Below are 17,845 nucleotides of genomic sequence, written 5' to 3'. Positions count from 1 at the left end.
GGCCCATGTCGTTCCTCCGCCGCCGCAACGCCACCCCCGCCGGCCCCGACTTCGACGTCCTGGCCATGGACCCGGGCGACTGGCCCGGCAACCTCGGCGCCGGTCTGCTGCCCGCTCCCGACGGCACCTGCCAGGGCGTCTTCCTGCGCTACGACCTCTTCGGCGGCCGCGGCCCCGCGATGATCATCGGCAACCTCCCCGAGGGCTCCCCGGCCCGCGAGGTCGGCGAGGGCGAGATCCCCTTCGAGGTCGCCCAGCTGCTGCTCGCTCTGGAGAACGAGGAGGAGGTGACGGTCGTGGGAGTGGAGGACATGCCGGTGATGCAGGGCGACAACCTGCTGATCGTGCGCCGCCTCAAGCTCTCCGAGAGCCGGATCTCCTGCGTCCAGTTCGACCGCAGCGACAACGTCCTGGTGACCATCGCCGCCTGGGACCGTCCCATCACGGACGACCTGTACGCCCTGCTGAAGCCGCTCCCGGCGGAGCTTTTCCAGCAGGGCTGACGCGGCCGGGCTACTGGCCCGCGGGCAGCACGCGCACGTCCGCGGCGCGCACGAACTCCACCCGGTGGCCGTACTGGATCTCGTAGTACAGGTCCTTGCCCCGGACGACCCGGTGTGAGTCGGTTGTGAAGGTGACCGAGTAGTAGTACTCGCCCGGCACCACGTCACCGACCACGTACTTCTGCCCCTTCGGCAGGGTGTACGGCAGCGGTGACACCGTCTGCACCGGCACTCCCGTCGGGAACGCCGAGGCCTCCGGGTAGGCGCGTCCGTAGACCGGGACGCTGTCCGGGCCGGCCCTCGGCGTCACGACGAGGCCCGTCGCCGACACGGCCGTCGGGTGCTTCTTCGGGTTCTTGAACCAGGCCTTCTGGCCCAGGTACCAGATCGCCGTCCAGTCCCCGTAGTGCCCGGCCACCGCGTACTGCTGGCCGGTGGAGACCCGTGAGCCCACGTCGTTGACGTCGATCGTGGAGTCCGCTCCCTTGTGCAGACCCACGTCCTTGATCAGCGGGGAGTTCTCGTCGTGGTCGGAGTACAGCCGCACCTCGCTCGAACCGTGTGAAGGGCACGGTTGGCCCGAGGTGACACAGCCCGTGTACACGGGCCGGTTGGTGGCGTAGTCGGGCAGGATCGTCACCAGCCCGCCGCTCTTGCCGGCGGTCCGCTTGAAGGGGTGGCCCAGCAGTTCGAAGTAGTGCCGCCAGTCCCAGTAGGGCCCGGGGTCGGTGTGCATGCCGGGGATGGTCGACGTCGTGGGGCCGGGGACGTTCTCGTGGCCCAGGATGTGCTGCCGGTCCAGCGGGATGCGGTACGTCGCGGCGAGATAGCGCACCAGCCGTGCCGAGGAGCGGTACATCGCCTCCGTGTACCAGGCGTCCGGAGCGGCCAGGAAGCCCTCGTGCTCGATGCCGATCGACTTCGCGTTGATGTACCAGTTGCCCGCGTGCCAGGCCACGTCCTTCGCCTTCACATGCTGGGCGATGAGACCGTCCGTGGAGCGGATGGTGTAGTTCCACGACACATAGGTCGGGTCCTGCACCAGATGGAGTACGCCGTTCCAGGCACCCTCGGTGTCATGGACGACGATGTACTTGATGCTCTGCGACGCCGGACGGTCGGCCAGGTCGTGGTTGCCGTAGTCGTTGGTGCCGAACTGCTGGTACGGCGCCGGGATCCACTCGCACGACACCGACTTCGGGCACTCGGTGCCCTCGTCCGGGACCGTCCGCAGACCCGTCCGCCCGAGCTGCGCCGTGTCGGGCGCGAGGCCGGGTTCGGCGCCCAGCGAGACCCGCTGGCCGGCGTCCGTGACACGCTGCTCGCCGGTGCGGAGCACGTCGTAGACATCGTTGGCATAGGCGGCCGCGGTCGCGGTGTCGTCCGCGCCGGAGAATCGGGCCACCGCCCCGTACCAGGCCGCCGGGTCGTCGCTCAGCGGCTCGCCCAGGTCCTTCTGGGCGGCGGCGAGCAGCGCCGCACCACCGGCCACGTTGGCACTCTCGTCGCTGCGGAGCCGGTCGGCCGGGATCCCGGTCAGCGCGGCGGCCTTCGGCAGGGTCTTGAGGCGGTCCGGGAGCCGGGCATCCCGCGGTACTCGCGCGGTGGGATGCAGGGCGGGGCGGGCGCCGTCGCCGCGGGCGTCCTCCGTGCCCTCGCTGTGGTGCGAGGTCGCGGCGAGTGCGGTGCGCGCGTCGGTGAGGTGCATCGGGCCGTAGCCGCCGCTCACGCTCGGCACGCCGCCGTGCTCGTCCCAGCGGGACTGCAGGTAGGAGACGCCGAGCAGCACGCTCTGCGGGACGTGGTACCGGGCGGACGCGGCGGCGAAGGCCCGCTGCAGTGAGTCCGCGGGGGAGTCGGGGTTGCCGGCGGCGGGGGCGGCGCCGAGCAGCGGCAGCAGCACCGCCGCCGAGGCGAGGGCACCCGCGGCGGCCCGGGCGCGTCTGTGGCCGGGTGCGGACGTGGGGTCGGTGACGGATCCTCTCAACGCAGCCTCCTGGGACGAACGAGCGTGACGGGGCGTGCAGGGCCGAGCGGTGGGTCAGTGGTACCCGCTGGCCGACGATCCGTCAATCATGCCCAGAGGCGGGCGATTTCCCATGTCAACACGAGGGTGACGGGGTTTCGGGGCGGTGGCCCGCGGGCCTGCGGGGCGTCAGTGGCTCACACCAATGGCCGCATCCGTACGGGCCCGGAACACACGAGGATCCGCGGTGCGCCGCCGGTGGCGCACCGCGGATCCTCGTCCCCGTCAGCGAGTGCCGACCGCCGCACGCACGGCCTTGCGGGCCAGCTGGCAGTCGTCGTGCAGCCGCCGCAGCAGCAGCCGTTGTTCCTCGCCGGACGGCGCAGCACCCGGGTGGGCCGCTCCCGGTGCCGCCGGGGTCGTGTCGTGCATCGAACGCTGCACGGCCGTCTCGTAGGTACGGATCTCACGGGTCAGCACGAGCATCAGGTTCACCAGGAACGCGTCCCGCGAGGCGGGGCCCGCCGACTGGGCGATCTGGCTGATCTGACGGCGCGCCACCGGGGCGTCGCCCAGCACCGACCACAAGGTGGCCAGGTCGTAGCCCGGCAGATACCAGCCCGCGTGCTCCCAGTCCACCAGCACTGGACCGGCCGGTGAGAGCAGGATGTTCGAGAGCAGTGCGTCGCCGTGGCAGAACTGGCCCATGCCGTGCCGGCCCGCGGTCGCCGCGATGCCGTGCACCAGCTTCTGCAGGTCGCCCATGTCCCGGTCGGTCAGCAGCCCCAGCTCGTGGTAGCGGGAGATGCGGGCCGCGTAGTCCAGCGGGGCGTCGAAGGTGCCCGCCGGGGGACGCCAGGCGTTCAGCCGGCAGATCGCGCCGAGCGCCGCCCTGATGTCCGCCCGGGGCGGGGCCTCGGCCGGGTGCCGCTGCAGCGCCGCCACCCGTCCCGGCATCCGCTCGATGACCAGGGTGCAGTTGTCCGGGTCCGCCGCGATCAGTCTCGGCACCCGCACCGGGGGGCGGTGCCGGACGAACGAGCGGTAGGCCGCTATCTCGTGCCGGATCCGCTCGGACCACACCGGTGAGTGGTCCAGTAAACACTTGGCGACGGCCGTGCTGCGCCCGGTCGTACCGACCAGGAGCACGGAGCGTCCACTGCGGCGCAGCACCTGCACCGGAGCGAACTCCGGGCAGATCCGGTGCACCGACGCGATCGCCGTACGCAGCTGGGCGCCCTGGGGGCCGGACAAGTCGAGTCTCCCGCTGAGCGGTTGGGTGCCGAGCCCCGCCGGGCGTCGCGTCCGGCCCGCACCGAGCACGGGGGCCGCCGCCGAGCGGGCGGGGTCGAGGTAGGGGCCGCTGCCCGCCGGGCGGGGGTACAGCGACCGGGGCGGGGCGGACACGGAGGACGATGCTGCGTACATGGGCGAAACAGATCCCTTCGTGTGCCTGCTGTGCCTGTCTGCTCAAGTGCGCTGCCCGGCCCGGCCCTCGGTGCACCCTGGGGAATGCCCCTCGGCAACCGGGTCGGGGTGGCGCGTTCCTACCTGACACCCGTCGGCCAGTGGCACACCATCTGGCGCACCCTGGCGAACCCTGGCGAATAGTCGCCCGGCAACTCTCCCCGGGCTACTGTCAACTCAGCCGAGAACCTGGGGGCTTGACGTGAGCGGACAACCCAACACCCGCCTTGCGGACCTGTTCGGCCTGGCCGGCTGGTCCAAGGGTGAACTCGCGAGGCTGGTCAACCGGCAGGCGGCGGCCATGGGCCACCCCCAACTGTCGACCGACACCTCCCGGGTGCGGCGTTGGATCGACACGGGAGAGATCCCGCGCGATCCGGTCCCGCGGGTGCTGGCTGCCCTGTTCACCGAGCGTCTCGGCCGTGTCGTGACCATCGAGGACCTCGGTCTGGTCCGGCACGGGCGTGCGGGGAAACGGCAGGACGGCGGGAGTGTGGAACATCCCGACGGTGTGCCGTGGGCGCCCGAGCGGACGGCTGCGGTCCTCACCGAATTCACGGGAATGGACCTCATGCTCAACCGACGCGGCTTGGTGGGTGCGGGTGTCGCGCTCACCGCGGGATCCGCCCTCAGCAGCGCCATGTACGACTGGCTGCACACCGACCCCACCCTCTCCGCCGACGCCCCCCAGTTCGAGGACCCCCTGCACGCCGACCCCGCTGGGTTCGACCGTTATGAGGCCGCCCCCATCGGGTCGCAGGAGATCGAGGAACTGGAGCGCTCGGTCGAGGTGTTCCGGGCCTGGGACGCCGCCCGCGGCGGCGGGCTGCAGCGCAAGGCGGTCGTGGGCCAGCTCAACGAGGTGGGCGGCATGCTCGCCTACCGTCATCCCGACCATCTCCAGCGGCGCCTGTGGGGCGTCGCCGCCAACCTCGCCGTCCTCGCGGGCTGGATGTCGCACGACGTCGGCCTGGAACCCACCGCCCAGAAGTACTTCGTCATCGCCGCCCACGCGGCCCGGGAGGGCGGCGACCGGCCCCGTGCCGGGGAGGCGCTCTCCCGGGCGGCCCGCCAGATGGTGCACCTCGGCCGGCCCGACGACGCACTCGACCTGATGAAGCTCGCCCGGTCCGGCTCCGGCGACGAGGTGCTGCCGCGCACCCGGGCCATGCTCTACACCATCGAGGCCTGGGCGCAGGCTTCCATGGGCAAGGGCCAGGCCATGCGCCGCACCCTCGGCCAGGCGGAGGACCTCTTCGTCTCCGACAAGGGCGACGTGCCGCCGCCCAGCTGGATGCAGATGTTCAAGGAGGAGGACCTGTACGGCATGCAGGCCCTGGCCTACCGCACGCTGGCCGAGCACGAGCCGGGTGCGGCCGTGCACGCCCAGCACTACGCGGAGAAGGCCCTGGCCCTGCGGGTCGACGGACGTCAGCGGTCGAAGATCTTCGACTTCCTGTCGATGGCGTCGGCCTGCTTCATCGCCGACGACCCCGAACAGGCCGACCGGTACGCGCGGTTGGCTCTGATGTCGATGGGGTCCAACTCCTCCCACCGCACCTGGGACCGGCTGCGTCAGATGTACCGGCTCACCGCCGAGTACGCCGGCTACCCGAAGATCAACGAACTGCGGGAGGAGATCAAGCTAGCGCTGCCGAAGCCGGCGAGGGGCGGGAACAGCGCACGGGTATAGGGGGACCGTGCCGCCCCAGCCTCCCCCTGCGCAGATCGAAGAACCACCCCACGCCTCAGACGACCCGGGCGACGAGCACGCACGCGTCGTCCTCACGCTCGGCCTCACCACCGAACTCCGCCACGACCGTCCGCACGCAGTCCTGTGCGGTGCGCGCCCCGGCGAAGCGCGGGGCCAGGCCGAGGAGCCGCTGCACGGCCTCGTCACGGCCGGTGCCGGGCACCAACCGGTCCGTGTGCAGCAGTAACAGATCGCCCGCCTCGAGGGCCAACTCGGCCTGCTCGTAGGAGGCACGGGAGGTCGCGCCGAGCAGGACACCGTCCGGTGCCCGCAGTCCGCACCCCGTCCCGTCGCGGAACAGCAGCGGGGCGGGGTGTCCGGCCTGCGCCCAGGTCAGGGTGCGGCTCTCGGGCCGGTAGCGGCAGCAGACGGCGCTGCCGAGGGCCGGTTGCACGGTGGCGTCGAGTAACTGGTTGAGCAGGGACAGCAGTCGGCCCGGCTCGGTGCCGGCCATCGCCATGCCCCGCAGGGCGCCGAGCAGCATCGCCATGCCCGACGTGACGGTGACGCCATGGCCGGTGAGGTCGCCCACGCTCAACAGGGTCTGCCCGTCGGGCAGTTCCAGTGCGTCGTACCAGTCGCCGCCGATGCGGGCACTGCGTGACGACGGCAGGTAGTGGGCCGCCAGGTCCAGGGTTCCGGGGCCCTGCTGGGGCAGGCGCGGGGAGCCTGACCGCGGCGGCAGTACGGCCTCCTGCAGCTCCACCGCGAGCCGGTGCTCGGTCTGCGCGCGGTGCTGGTGGCGCCGCAACGAGTCACGGGTCTCGCTCACCGCCCGCTGACTGCGGCGCAGTTCGCTGACGTCCCGAAGGACGGCCCACATGGAGGCGGTGCTGCCGTCGGCGTCGAGCACGGGCTCGCCCATCATGTGCACGGTGCGCACCTCGCCGTCCGGGCGCACGACGCGGAACTCGCCGTCGATGGGCTTGGCGTCCACCAGACAGTCCGTGACCATGGCCGTCAGCTTCGCCCGGTCCTCGTCCAGGACCAGGGAGGGCAGTTCGTCGAGGGTGAGCGGGGGAGCGGCGGGGTCGCGGCCGAGGATCTGGTAGAGCTCGCCGGACCAGCTCGCCTCGTCCGTCAGCAGGTTCCACTCGGCGCTGCCGACCCTGCTGAGCAGCGAGCCGCGCCGGGGAGCGGTCGGCACGGCCGGGGCGGACGCCGTCTCCGGGACCGGGTCCAGCGGTTCCGGGCCGTCCCGCAGCTGCGCCAAGTGAGCGTCAACGTCGTTGAGTTGATGCAGCGCCAGATCGCAGAGCGCGCGCTGCCACCGCTCCTGCGGGTCGGAGTCGTCGCCGTGCGCGTCCCGACGTACGGCGACCACGTCACCCTTCAGTCGCCGCGTCTGCGATATCAGCGCGTCGACCGAGCCGCGCCCCGGCGGCTGGGCGGCTGGGGGATCCGCAGAGAGGTGGGACGGCATGACGCGCTCCGATGCGGGGACGGTTCGACCAAGGCGGACGGAGGGACCGTTACGACTGTTGCACAGCCCGCGACGCCCTGTAAGGGATTTGGCAACACACGATACGGTGGTGCTTCTGGCATATGCCAGCGTCTTCAGGAGCCGTCCCGCCTACGCGCATCGCCTACTTCACGGGACAGGTCAAGTCTTAGGTGACGTACGCGACTTGGGGCATCGCGGCGGAGGAGGGCCGGGTGTTCATCAGCGTGTTCGACGGGTGTTTGTTCTAGTGCCCGTGGCATGCGTGCCGTATTCCCCGAGAGTGACGCAGGTCACACAAACTGGAAAGCGCTTCCGCGTAATGCGAACGGCGTCTGCGGGGTCGTAACAACAGACCGGCAACCCGGCCGACCTCCGACCGCAGGGGAGACCGACCATGGACATCACCCTCGAGCAGCCCGCCCGCGGCCGCCTGATCACCTCGGACGAGCAGGAGCTGCCCGTGCCGACGACCTTGCGTTACGTCTCCACGGACCCGCTGGCCGTGCACCTGGACTTCCCGCCGGAGTCCTCCCTCGACGGCACCGATGTCACCTGGACCTTCGGGCGTGCCCTGCTCGCGGAGGGACTGCGCGGCCCGGCCGGCGATGGTGACGTGCACATCTGGCCGTGCGGCCGGGCCCGTACGGTCCTCGAACTGCACTCGCCCTACGGGCTGGCGCTGCTGCAGTTCGACGCCGCCGCCCTGCACCGGTTCCTGCTGCGCACGTACGCCGTGGTGGCGGCCGGCGAGGAGGACCTGGACGAGGCGGTCGAGCGCGGCCTGAGCAGCCTGTTCGGGAACGTCTGAACGTCTGCGGGGCGAGGCGGACGGCGTCGTACCTCAGTACCGCAGCACGCCGGCGATGCCGTGCGCGTCGCCGAGCATGCCGTCCGGTACGAAGCGGACCTCCGCGCCGGTCTCCAGGCACTGTTCGACGATCTCGTCCACGATGTCCTCGCGGGCGTCGAGGTCGCCGCCCTCGGCCGGCACCAGGTGGTCGCCGAGGACGTCGCTCACCGTGACGCGGTAGTTCTCCTCGACGGCGAGCAGCCGTACCCGGCCCTCGCGCGCGCTGTGCCAGACCTCGTCCACGCCGGCCGCGAAGGCCTTGCGGCCTCGGGCCGTCTCCAGCTCCCGGGCGACGGCTTCGGTGCTGCGGCGGGCCTCGGCGGCGACCGTCGGTCTCACCGCCTGCCACACCGCTTCGGGCGTGCCGTGCGCGAGGCCGCCGTGCGGGATGTGCACGGCCTCCTTCGTGACCCCGCCGACCTCGTCCAGCAGGGACAGGGCGGCCTGTTCACCCGTGACGTACAGCGGCCGGGGCTCGTCGCGCAGCACCATGCCGAGCGTCGCGTCGGCCTCCCGCAGGAAGTGCCGGGTGCCCTCGTCGCGGAAGGTGCTCGGCAGGTCGCCGATCCGCTCCTGGCGCTCGGCGTCGAAGTTCTCGAGCGTCCTGGTCATCGGGAAGCCGCCGGAGTGGTCCTCCACGACCCGGTCGACGCCGCCGTTCCACAGGGTGACCCGGTCGGCGGAGACCGACAGCACCCAGAACGGCCGTTCCGCGGCGTGCGCGGAGACGAGGTTACGGGTGAGGAAGGTGTCCGAGAGCACCACCCGCTCCGGCACCGCACGGGCCAGCGACCACACCTGGTGCTCACCTGGAGCGGCGAAGATCACCAGACCGTCCTCGGCATGCGCCAGATCCACCTCGGCGAGGGCCTGGTCGAGCTGGCGGACGACATCGGAGCGCCGTTCGCGGGTGACCGCGGGGTCGGACTCCAGCTGTTTCCTGGCCTCGGCCACCACATTGCGCAGCCGGACCGGATCCTGGGCGTTGTCGGGCTCCCGACGATGGGTCGGTGTCAGCACGGACACGGCCGGATAGGGCCGCGGGCGCCGGAGCTCGGACAGGGTTGCGGGACTCAGGTCGTGCTCCATAACAGCACCATAGGACCGTTTCGCCCATCGGGCATCAGGGGGCGAAGGCGCCCGGCGACGGACCAGAGGTGGGTCCGGTGCCGCGGCGCTACTGGTCTTCTTCGTACGGGCCGCAGGAGCTCCCGGTCGGGGGCAGGGTGCCGTACAGGAGGAAGTCGTCGACCTTCTGGTGGACGCACTTGGAGGAGGCGTAACCGGTGTGGCCCTCACCCCGGTTGTCGAGGACGACCGCCGAGGGGCCGAGGCGCTGCGCCGTCTCCACGGTCCAGCGGTAGGGCGTGGCCGGGTCGCCGCGGGTGCCGACGAGGAGCATCTTCGCCGAGTGGACGTCGCGCACCTTGTCGCGGATGAAGTCGGTGCCCTTGGGGCGGCCGTAGCACATGAGCAGTTCGGTGAGCCGGTAGTGGCCGAAGACCGGGGACGCCTGGTCGTACTCGGCGCGCAGCCGCGCCAGGTCCTCGGTGATGCGGTCGGCGCCCGGGCGGTCGGGATCGTCCGCGCAGTTGATCGCCGTCAGCGCCGCCGGAAGGTTGTCGGGCGGGACCTCGTCCTCGTCGACCAGGCCGCCGCCGCTCTCACCCCGGACGGGAGGAGCGGCGCCGCCGGTCGCGAAGCCCATCACTCCACGGGTGTCGCCGTCCTCGACGAGTTGGGCGAGCGCACGCTCCAGCGAGGGCCACAAGGCCTGGCTGTACAGGGCCTGGGCGATGGCGCCGACGAGATCCTGGCCGGTGAACTCCTGCCCCAGGTCGGTCGGCACCGGGTCCGTGTCGAGGGAGTGCACGAGCTGGACGACTCGCTCGCCGGCTTCCCGCGCGTCCTGTCCGAACGGGCAGGCGATGTCCTTGACGCACCAGTCCACGAAGTCGTCCAGCGCCTTCTGCTGTCCCGCGGCGCCCGCGATGCCCTGCTCGGACATCGGTTCGGTGAGGGTGTCGACGCCGTCCAGCACCAACCGGCCGACCTTCTGGGGGAACTGGGCCGCGTACACGGCGCCCAGCCGTGTTCCGTAGGAGAAACCCAGGTAGTTGAGCTTCTTGTCGCCGAGGGCCTGGCGGATCACGTCCAGGTCGCGGGCGGCGTTCACGGTGCCTATGTGGGCCAGCACGGGACCGGAATGCCGGACGCACTGGTCGGCGGCCTTCTTCAACTGCCGCAACACCGCCTGCGGATGGGACAGGTCCGCGTCCTCGTCCGTGGCCGTCGAGGCGCCCCCGGAGTCGTCGCCGCAGCTGACCGGTGAGGACCGGCCGACGCCGCGCGGGTCGAAGGTCACCACGTCGTAGCCGTTCGTGAGATCCATGAAGTCCTTCGCGTCGGCCGCGAGTTCACTGACCCCGGCACCGCCCGGCCCCCCGAAGTTCAGCAGCACCGAGCCCCGCCTGGCGCCGGTCGCCTCGTAGCGGGCGAGCGCCAGGTCGAGCGTCCCGGCCCGTGGCCGGGCGTAGTCGAGGGGCACGGTGACCTTGCCGCACTGCAGATCCACGGGCACGTCCGCGCCCTTGCACTTCGTCCAGGCGATTTTCTGCCGGTAGAAGCGCGACAGATCCGGCCTGCCGGCGTCGGCGGTGGCCGTCGGCAGCCCGGCGGCCAGCAGGGTCGCGGCGGCGGTCGCGGTCACCGCGCAGCGCCGCACCGCGGGCCGCGTGGACAGCTTGGCCAGCATCAATGCCTCCAAGGACGCCCGTCGCGGAACGGGAGAACGGCGCCCTCGATCACGATAAGCGGCCCCCGGAACCCCCGCCTCCGGACGAGCGGGACCGTCCGGTGCGCCCTACTGTGTGCCTCCGTCGGGCGTGTGCGGGTGTTTTACGGCTAGTTCGACAACCGTGCCGCTCGATGGAGTGAAAGGCCGACAAGCCATAACCCGGATGGTTCGCACGCGTTTTAAGCGGTGCGGGCATCAGCCCGTCTCTCTGGTGCGGGCCGCGGCCCGCGACCACGTCTGGAAGGCAGGGAACCTATGAGAAGGGTCACCCGAAACGGTGTGATCGCCGTGGCCGCCGCGTCCGGCGCGATGGCGCTGACGGCTCCCGCCCATGCCGGTTCCTCGGCGGACGGTGCCACCGCCGGCTCACCCGGGCTGATCTCCGGCAACACCGTCCAGCTCCCGGTGCACGTCCCCGTCGAGGTCTGCGGGAACACCGTGAACGTGGCGGGGCTCCTCAACCCCGCGGCCGGCAACGGCTGCGCCACAGGGGGCGGGGACCGGGCGCCGGACGCGCCCGCGTCCGACGGTAGCCAAGCGCACGCCCGAGGAAAGGATTCGTCAGGGCTCCTCTCCGGCAACGGCGTCCAGCTCCCCGTCCACCTCCCGGTGAACATCAGCGGCAACACCGCGACCGTGATCGGCGCCGGGAACACCTCCGTGGGCAACACCTCGGGCGCCCTGACCCCGCAGCCGTCCACGCCACCCCGCAAACCGTCCGCTTCTCTCAGGACGCACCCGCATCCCGCCACTGAGCACGCCGGCGCCACCCTCGCCCACACCGGCACCGACGCGACCCTCCCCGCCGCCGCGACGAGCGCGGCGCTGCTCCTCGCCGGAACGGCCGTGTACCGCCGCTCCCGACCTCGCGCCGGACGCTGACGTCGGCCGCACGGGGATCTTCGCTGACGTCGAGCGCGCCGCGTCGTACAGCATGATCGCCGGCGCGATGAACGTCGCCACGGCCAGCGGCACCAGCCGGTGTGGAGCGGGCAGCAGGGACTGCCGTGCTGGAGGCTCCCGTAGGCGATGTCGAAGCCGAGGCGGGTTGTCGTGCCGACGACCAGCAGCTGCACGGACCGGCTGTGCCAGTCGACGGGACTCGGGGTGAGCAGGCGCGCGAGCAGGGCCACGACGAGCACGTCGCCGAGGGGATGCGCGATGCCGATGGCGCGCTGGTGCCAGGTACGGTCGGGCCCCTCGGGGAGCGGCTGTCCGGCACGTTGTCGTACGTGTCCCCGGCGATGAAGGTGAGCAGCCCGCCTGCGAGCGGCCGCCAGGGCCGGCGGTGGGCCGGGCGGTGCACCTGGCTGCCGGTACGCAAACGCCCCCCGAGGAGGCCCCTGCATCTCGAGGCGCCGATCGGTGCCGGCGTCCCGCCGACCGTAATGCGGTTGCCGGGGCCGCCCGCTGATGCTGGAGTGATCGCATGGATCACGCAGCGGTGCTCGCCCTGTTCGACCGTGACATGCGCGAGGGCGCCCAGCCGGACGGCCCCGACGCGCGCGTCGAACGGGTCGGTGACGTGGTCCGCCAGGTGTCCTCCGCGCGTGGCTGGAACGGCGTGGTGTGGTCCGACCTGACCGAGGCGACCGCGGACGCGGTGATCGCCGAACAGATCGCCCACTTCTCCGGTCTCGGCCGGGAGTTCGAGTGGAAGCTGTACGGGCACGACCGCCCGCTCGATCTGGGGGTGCGGCTGCGGGCCGCCGGGTTCACCGCCGAGCCCGAGGAGACGCTGATGATCGCCGAGGTCGCCGCCCTCGACCTCGACGCCGGGCCGCCCGAGGGCATCAGGCTGCTGCCGGTCACCGACGAGGCGGGCGTGGACCTCGTCGCGGACGTGCACGAGAAGGCGTTCGGCACGGACGGCTCCCGGATGCGCCACCAGCTGCTGGCCCGGCTCACCGACGAGCCGGACACCGTCGTCGCGGTCGTCGCCCTCGCCGGGGAGGAACCGGTCAGCGCGGCCCGTATGGAGCTGGTGCCGGGCACGCGCTTCGCCGGGCTGTGGGGCGGCGGCACCCTCGAGGGCTGGCGAGGTCGCGGTCTCTACCGGGCCCTGGTCGCCCATCGCGCCCGCGCGGCCCAGGAACGCGGCTACCGCTACCTCCAGGTCGACGCCTCCAGCCAGAGCCGTCCCATCCTGGAACGGCTCGGCTTCGCCCCGCTGACCACGACGACGCCGTACACACGACCGGATGTCACATCCGCGGCGACCCGGTCCGTCGCATCGGCATGACGACGAACCAGAAGAGCCAGAGCATCCTCCTCGCGGGCGCCAGTGGCGTCCTCGGCGGTCACATCGTCCGCGCCCTGACCGAGGCGGGCCACCAGGTCACCGGACTCGGCCGGGGCCCGGCGAACGGCGTGTCGGCCGACCTCACGGACCGCGACGCGCTGCTGCGCGCCGTAGACGGGCGGCACTTCGACACCGTCATCCACGCCGCGACCGCCCTGCGCAAGGCCCCCACGCGCCATCGCGACATGTACGCCACCGACGCCCTGCGCGTCGAGGGCTCGAGGCACCTCATCGAGGCCGCACGGGCCACGGGCGCCCAGCGGCTCATCGCCGAGTCGATGGTCTTCGGCTACGGCTACGGGGACTTCGGCGACCATGTGATCACCGAGGACGACCCGTTCGGGCCGCACGGCACCACGCCGGAGCTGGAACGGCACGTCGAGGCCATGCGGATCAAGGAGCAACTCACCTTCGAGGCACCCGGGCTGGCGGGCATCTCGCTGCGCTTCGGCCTGTTCTACGGCCTCGGTGGCACCGACGCGGTCCTGCCCCTGCTGCGCAAGCGCCAGTTGCCCGTCCCGGCGGACGGGGGCCGGGTCCTGCCGTGGGTCGACCTCACCGACGCGGCCCGCGCGGTGGCCGCCGCCGTCGAGCACGGCCGCGCCGGACAGGCGTACAACGTCACCGACCGCACCCCGTTCGGCTTCCGCGCCCATGTCCTGTGCGTGGCCGAGGAGTTCGGGCTGCCGAAGCCGATGACCGTACCGCGCTGGCTCACCAGGCCGATGTCGTACGCCCACACGATGTTCGCGACGAGCATGCGGGTGTCGTCGGCGAAGGCGGAGCGAGAGCTGGGCTGGACGCCCGTGCACCCGTCCTGCCGCGAGGGGCTGGCGGCGCTGGCGGCACACCGTTGACAGCCCGGCCGGGATGCAGCACGGGGTGAGCCGGAGGGCGACGGGCATACTCGCTCACGTCGCCCTCCGGCGCGTTCGCACCAACCAGCCCCGAACGTCAGGAGATTCACGCTCATGAGACGCAGACCGAGAACCGCCAGGGCACTTCTCGCCGGCGGCCTGCTCACCGTCGCCGCGTCGGTGCTGGGCATCGGCCAGGCGCAGGCGGCGACACCGCTCGGCACGCTGCCCGTGGCCACGGTCAGCCAGTTCAGCCTCGATCCCGGGACCTCGTTCAGCGACTTCGGCGCGGCCGTCGGCGGGTGATCCGGGACTCGGAACATCGCGTTCGCGCGGGTCACCTCCGGGGGACGTCGGTGCAGTGGACGTCCTTCGCGGGCAGGCGGCCGGTGGACAGGTAACCGACGGTTGCCTTGTCGGCGCAGGCGGAGCCCGCGTCGTAGACGTAGTGTCCGCCGTTGTCGACGCCGACGAGAACGGAGCCGGCGCCGAGGGCCTTGTGCAGTCCGACTCCGCTTTCCCACGGGGTGGCGTTGTCCCGGCGGTTCTGCAGGATCAGGGTGTTGCGCGGGCCGCCGGGCACGACGGTGACAGTCGGCTCAACCGGCTTGTCCCAGAAGGCGCATGCCCAGATGTCGGCGGGCATGCCCGCGGTCAGCGGCCACTTCAGGCGGTCGGCGGTGGTGCGGGTGGCGTAGCCGCCGACGTCGTGCGGCCATGCGGCGTCGCCGCACGTCAGCGCCATGAACAGGGTGGCCTGGTTGTCCGCGGGAACGCCCGGGGACGTCGGTGTGTCGGCGAACACCTCCTTGAGAACCGCGGTGTCGGCGGCCGTGGTGCCGTCGTGGGACAGGTCCTCGGCCGCCTTCCAGAACCCGGCGAGTACGGGAAGCGTCTCGTTGTGCAGAAGCAGGGCGTAGGTCGTGTTCCGCAGCAGCGCCCCGTCCAGCGACACCGATGCGCCGGGTACGGCCGCGGGCGTGCGGTCGAGCCGGTCGGCGAGGGCGAGGTAGGTGCGGGTCACCTGGGCGACGCTCGTGCCCAGGTGGAGGGTGCTGTCCTGCGCGGCGGCGACGCGGGCGGCGTCGGGGAACCGGTCGGCCATGCCCTTGCCCCAGGTGTCGGACACCTGGTGGGCCCATACCTTGGTGGGGTCGACGTTGCCTTCGAGGATCATCCGGTCGGTGCGGTTGTGGAAGAGAGACCGGTAGACGGCGCCGAGGTAGGTCCCGTAGGACTGCCCCCAGTAGGAGATCTTCTTCTCACCCAGCGCCTGGCGGATGCGGTCCATGTCCCGGGCGGTGTTGGCGGTGTTGTAGTACCGCAGGTCCTTGCCCACCGTGTCGGCGCACTGTCGGGCGTCGGCCTTGGCGAGGGCCACGTTCTTCGTGATCGAGCCGTCCGCGGCGGGATAGGGGAAGAGCCCGGACACACTCGGGTCCTTCAGACCGCAACTCTGCGGGGTGCTGTGTTCGACGCCGCGCGGGTCGAAGCCGATCAGGTCGTAGCGGTCCAGGACGGACTTCGGCAGGGTGGGGGCCATGGTTCCGGGCATGTCGAGACCGCCCAGGGCCGGCCCGCCGGGGTTCAGGAGCAGGACGCCACGCCGCTTCCCGGGTGTGGCGGTGGCCAGTCGGGAGACCGCCACGTCGATCTTCGTGCCGCCCGGGTGCCGGTAGTCCAGGGGGACCTCCAGCGTTCCGCAGGCCAGCCGGGGGTCACGGGTCTGCCCCTTGGCCAGTGCCGGGCATCCGCCCCAGGTGATCTCGGCGGCGCCCGTGGCATCGGCGGCGCTCCCACCTGAGGCCCTGGCCGGCTGCGCGCCCTGCGCGCCGGCACCGCACGCGACGAGTGCGGTTCCGGCCAGCGTGGAGACCAGCAGGGCCGCGGCGACTCGGCGGCCTCCGGGAAAGCGGCGCTTCAGGGAACTACGTGTCGTGGTCATGGAGTTGGTTGTCCTCGGCTGCTCGACTGGTCGGCCTGCCTGGCGCGGCCGTTGTGGTGATGCTTCGAGTCAACAGGTGAGCACCGGTGGCGCGCGTCACCGTGCAGAGGACACCTCGGGTAGCTCGCTCGGGGGACACGGGCCGGATTTCCGCGGCTGTCAGGCTCGGTCGTGGCCTCCCGCCAGCCCGGCCCGGTACGCCAGGACCACCGCCTGGACGCGGTCGCGGAGGTCCAGTTTGGTGAGGATGCGGGAGACGTAGGTCTTCACGGTCTCGTGGCTGATGACCAGTTCGGCGGCGATCTCGGCGTTCGACAGGCCCTCGCTGATGAGGAGGAGGACCTCGTGCTCGCGGGGCGTGAGGACCCGCAGGCGTTCGCGCTCCGGCGAGACGCGTGCGACGGAGGGACGTACGCGTTCGGCGAAGCGGCCGATCAGGGTGCGGGTGACGGCGGGGGCCAGGAGGGACTCGCCCCGGGCCACGACGCGTACGGCGTTGATCAGTTCGGGCGGTGGGGCGTCCTTCAGCAGGAAGCCGCTGGCGCCGGCGCGCAGGGCCTCGTACACGTACTCGTCGACGTTGAACGTCGTCACGACGAGGATCCTGGCGGGGCCGGCGGAGTCGGGCCCCGCCAGGCGGCGGGTGGCCTCGATTCCGTCGAGCAGGGGCATGCGGATGTCCATGATGACGACGTCCGGCTTCAGCTCGCGCGCGCTGCGGATCGCCGCTTGGCCGTCGGCGGCCTCGCCCACGACCTCCATGTCGGGCTGGGCGGAGAGGATCGTGACGAAGCCGGCGCGCACCAGGGCCTGGTCCTCGCAGACCAGCACCCTGATCGTCGGGAGCGGAACGCTCACGAGGCACCTCCCCAGGGAATGCGTGCGTGCACCCGGAACCCGCCCGCCGGGCCGGGCCCCGCCGCGAACTCGCCGCCCAGCATCTCCACCCGTTCCCGCAGCCCGGCCAGGCCCCGGCCTCCCGACCCGTGCGGGCCGCCGGCGGGCGCGGGGGTGCCGTCGGCGGTTCTGGCGGTGGTCACCTCGACGTCCGTCCAGCCGGGGGTGTGCGAGAGCCGTACCAGCGTCCGCGCGCCCGCGGCGTGCTTCACCGCGTTCGTCAGGGACTCCTGCACGACGCGGTACGCCGTGAGCTGGGCGCTCGTGGCCATGACCGGCTGCTCTCCGTCCTCGACCAGCTCGATCGGCTGGCCGCCCGCTCGTGTCTGCTCCACCAGATCAGGCACCCGCCCCGGCAGCGGTGTCCGCTCCCTGGGCGCCGTGTCAGCGGTCGCCTCCAACACGCCGAGCAGGAACCGGAGTTCGGCCAGGGCACGGCGGCCGGTGCCGTTGATGGCGTCGAGGGACTCGTGGAGGCGGTCCGGCGACTCGGTCAGGTAGTGCGCGGCGCCCGCCTGCACCACCATCGCGGTCACATGGTGGGTCACCACGTCGTGCAACTCCCGGGCCAGGCGGCCGCGTTCCGCCGCGATGGCCATCTGCACGGACAGGCGCCGGCGCTCGGCCTCCTGCGCGCGCCGCCCGCGGACCTGGACGCCCAGACCCCACACCACCGCCAGGACCAGGTAGTAGAGCAGGAAGTCGGTCAGGCCCTCGGACGAGCCCAGTACGTGGAGGACGACGCCGAAGGCCACGTACGCGCCTGTCGCGGCCAGTGGCACCACCCACCGGAAACGGTCCTGGTGGGCACCCACGGAGTACAGCGCGACGTACAGTGCCAGGCTGCCGAAGGTGGGCTGGTAGGCCAGGCACTCGTGCACCGCGAACGAGGTCCCGGCCACCGCGAGGCAGGCGGCCGGCCACCGGGTGCGCACCGTGAGCGGTAGGGTCTGCCCCAGCGTCAGCAGCACACTCGCGACGGAGGGACCGTGGGCGGGAAGGCCGCCGAACTGCGCCCCGATCCGCGACAGGGGCGCCACGAACGACAGGACCGTGAAGGCGAG

The 17,845-nt window shown here is 72.0% G+C and carries 15 protein-coding genes; 7 read left to right on the top strand and 8 right to left on the bottom strand.

What is annotated here, in order from left to right; all coding sequences use genetic code 11:
- The first annotated feature begins 5 nt into the window (after window positions 1–5).
- Window positions 6–503, top strand: a complete 498-nt coding sequence (locus ACIRVK_RS17635) for a hypothetical protein (protein WP_208781660.1) — start codon at window positions 6–8, stop codon at window positions 501–503.
- Window positions 504–513: 10 nt separating this feature from the next.
- On the opposite strand, the gene ACIRVK_RS17630 is transcribed toward ACIRVK_RS17635, so the two are convergent.
- Window positions 514–2,490: an N-acetylmuramoyl-L-alanine amidase gene (locus tag ACIRVK_RS17630; RefSeq protein ID WP_404247875.1), complete on the bottom strand. Its 1,977-nt coding sequence runs from the start codon at window positions 2,488–2,490 to the stop codon at window positions 514–516.
- 264 nt (window positions 2,491–2,754) lie between these two features.
- Window positions 2,755–3,897, bottom strand: coding sequence for an aminoglycoside phosphotransferase family protein (locus ACIRVK_RS17625; RefSeq protein ID WP_404247873.1), 1,143 nt, complete (start codon window positions 3,895–3,897; stop codon window positions 2,755–2,757).
- A gap of 241 nt (window positions 3,898–4,138) precedes the next feature.
- On the opposite strand from ACIRVK_RS17625, the gene ACIRVK_RS17620 reads away from it, so the two are divergent.
- Entirely contained in the window at window positions 4,139–5,629 is a 1,491-nt protein-coding gene (locus ACIRVK_RS17620) for a hypothetical protein (protein WP_404247871.1), read from the top strand.
- A gap of 55 nt (window positions 5,630–5,684) precedes the next feature.
- On the opposite strand, the gene ACIRVK_RS17615 is transcribed toward ACIRVK_RS17620, so the two are convergent.
- The gene (locus ACIRVK_RS17615; protein WP_404247869.1) at window positions 5,685–7,112 is read right to left on the bottom strand and encodes a PP2C family protein-serine/threonine phosphatase; all 1,428 of its coding nucleotides are present in this window, start codon (window positions 7,110–7,112) and stop codon (window positions 5,685–5,687) included.
- Window positions 7,113–7,527: 415 nt separating this feature from the next.
- Here ACIRVK_RS17615 and ACIRVK_RS17610 point away from each other — a divergent pair, with 415 nt between their 5' ends.
- Window positions 7,528–7,941: an SsgA family sporulation/cell division regulator gene (locus ACIRVK_RS17610; RefSeq protein ID WP_404247867.1), complete on the top strand. Its 414-nt coding sequence runs from the start codon at window positions 7,528–7,530 to the stop codon at window positions 7,939–7,941.
- 33 nt (window positions 7,942–7,974) lie between these two features.
- Here ACIRVK_RS17610 and ACIRVK_RS17605 read toward each other — a convergent pair whose 3' ends face one another.
- A complete protein-coding gene (locus ACIRVK_RS17605) occupies window positions 7,975–9,072 on the bottom strand; it encodes a chemotaxis protein (RefSeq protein ID WP_404247865.1) in 1,098 nt (365 codons plus the stop codon).
- An 88-nt stretch (window positions 9,073–9,160) separates the two neighbouring features.
- Window positions 9,161–10,738, bottom strand: a complete 1,578-nt coding sequence (locus ACIRVK_RS17600; protein WP_404247863.1) for an alpha/beta hydrolase — start codon at window positions 10,736–10,738, stop codon at window positions 9,161–9,163.
- A gap of 297 nt (window positions 10,739–11,035) precedes the next feature.
- Between ACIRVK_RS17600 and ACIRVK_RS17595 the strand changes: the two genes are divergently transcribed.
- The 4 genes from ACIRVK_RS17595 to ACIRVK_RS17580 all read left to right on the top strand — a co-directional run bounded on the left by ACIRVK_RS17595 (window position 11,036) and on the right by ACIRVK_RS17580 (window position 14,245).
- Window positions 11,036–11,662: a chaplin gene (locus tag ACIRVK_RS17595; protein WP_404247861.1), complete on the top strand. Its 627-nt coding sequence runs from the start codon at window positions 11,036–11,038 to the stop codon at window positions 11,660–11,662.
- A gap of 547 nt (window positions 11,663–12,209) precedes the next feature.
- Window positions 12,210–13,022, top strand: a complete 813-nt coding sequence (locus ACIRVK_RS17590; RefSeq protein WP_404247859.1) for a GNAT family N-acetyltransferase — start codon at window positions 12,210–12,212, stop codon at window positions 13,020–13,022.
- Window positions 13,019–13,939, top strand: a complete 921-nt coding sequence (locus ACIRVK_RS17585) for an NAD-dependent epimerase/dehydratase family protein (RefSeq protein WP_404247857.1) — start codon at window positions 13,019–13,021, stop codon at window positions 13,937–13,939. The genes ACIRVK_RS17590 and ACIRVK_RS17585 overlap by 4 nt, the downstream gene beginning before the upstream one ends.
- Window positions 13,940–14,053: 114 nt before the next feature.
- The gene (locus ACIRVK_RS17580) at window positions 14,054–14,245 is read left to right on the top strand and encodes a hypothetical protein (RefSeq protein ID WP_404247855.1); all 192 of its coding nucleotides are present in this window, start codon (window positions 14,054–14,056) and stop codon (window positions 14,243–14,245) included.
- A 31-nt stretch (window positions 14,246–14,276) separates the two neighbouring features.
- Here the strand turns inward: ACIRVK_RS17580 and ACIRVK_RS17575 are convergent, their stop codons facing one another.
- The 3 genes from ACIRVK_RS17575 to ACIRVK_RS17565 form a co-directional block, all read right to left on the bottom strand.
- Entirely contained in the window at window positions 14,277–15,884 is a 1,608-nt protein-coding gene (locus ACIRVK_RS17575; protein WP_404247853.1) for an alpha/beta hydrolase, read from the bottom strand.
- A gap of 159 nt (window positions 15,885–16,043) precedes the next feature.
- Window positions 16,044–16,742: a response regulator gene (locus tag ACIRVK_RS17570; protein ID WP_404247851.1), complete on the bottom strand. Its 699-nt coding sequence runs from the start codon at window positions 16,740–16,742 to the stop codon at window positions 16,044–16,046.
- On the bottom strand, window positions 16,739–17,821 hold the full coding sequence (locus tag ACIRVK_RS17565) for a sensor histidine kinase (protein ID WP_404247849.1): 1,083 nt from the start codon (window positions 17,819–17,821) through the stop codon (window positions 16,739–16,741). Before ACIRVK_RS17565 ends, ACIRVK_RS17570 begins: the two co-directional genes overlap by 4 nt.
- Window positions 17,822–17,845: the final 24 nt, after the last annotated feature.

The sequence above is a fragment of the Streptomyces sp. NPDC101152 genome (assembly GCF_044768275.1).
GTDB lineage: Bacteria > Actinomycetota > Actinomycetes > Streptomycetales > Streptomycetaceae > Streptomyces.
The sequence above is the reverse complement of the archived record's forward strand: the minus strand, read 5'-3'. Positions and strand labels throughout refer to the sequence as shown.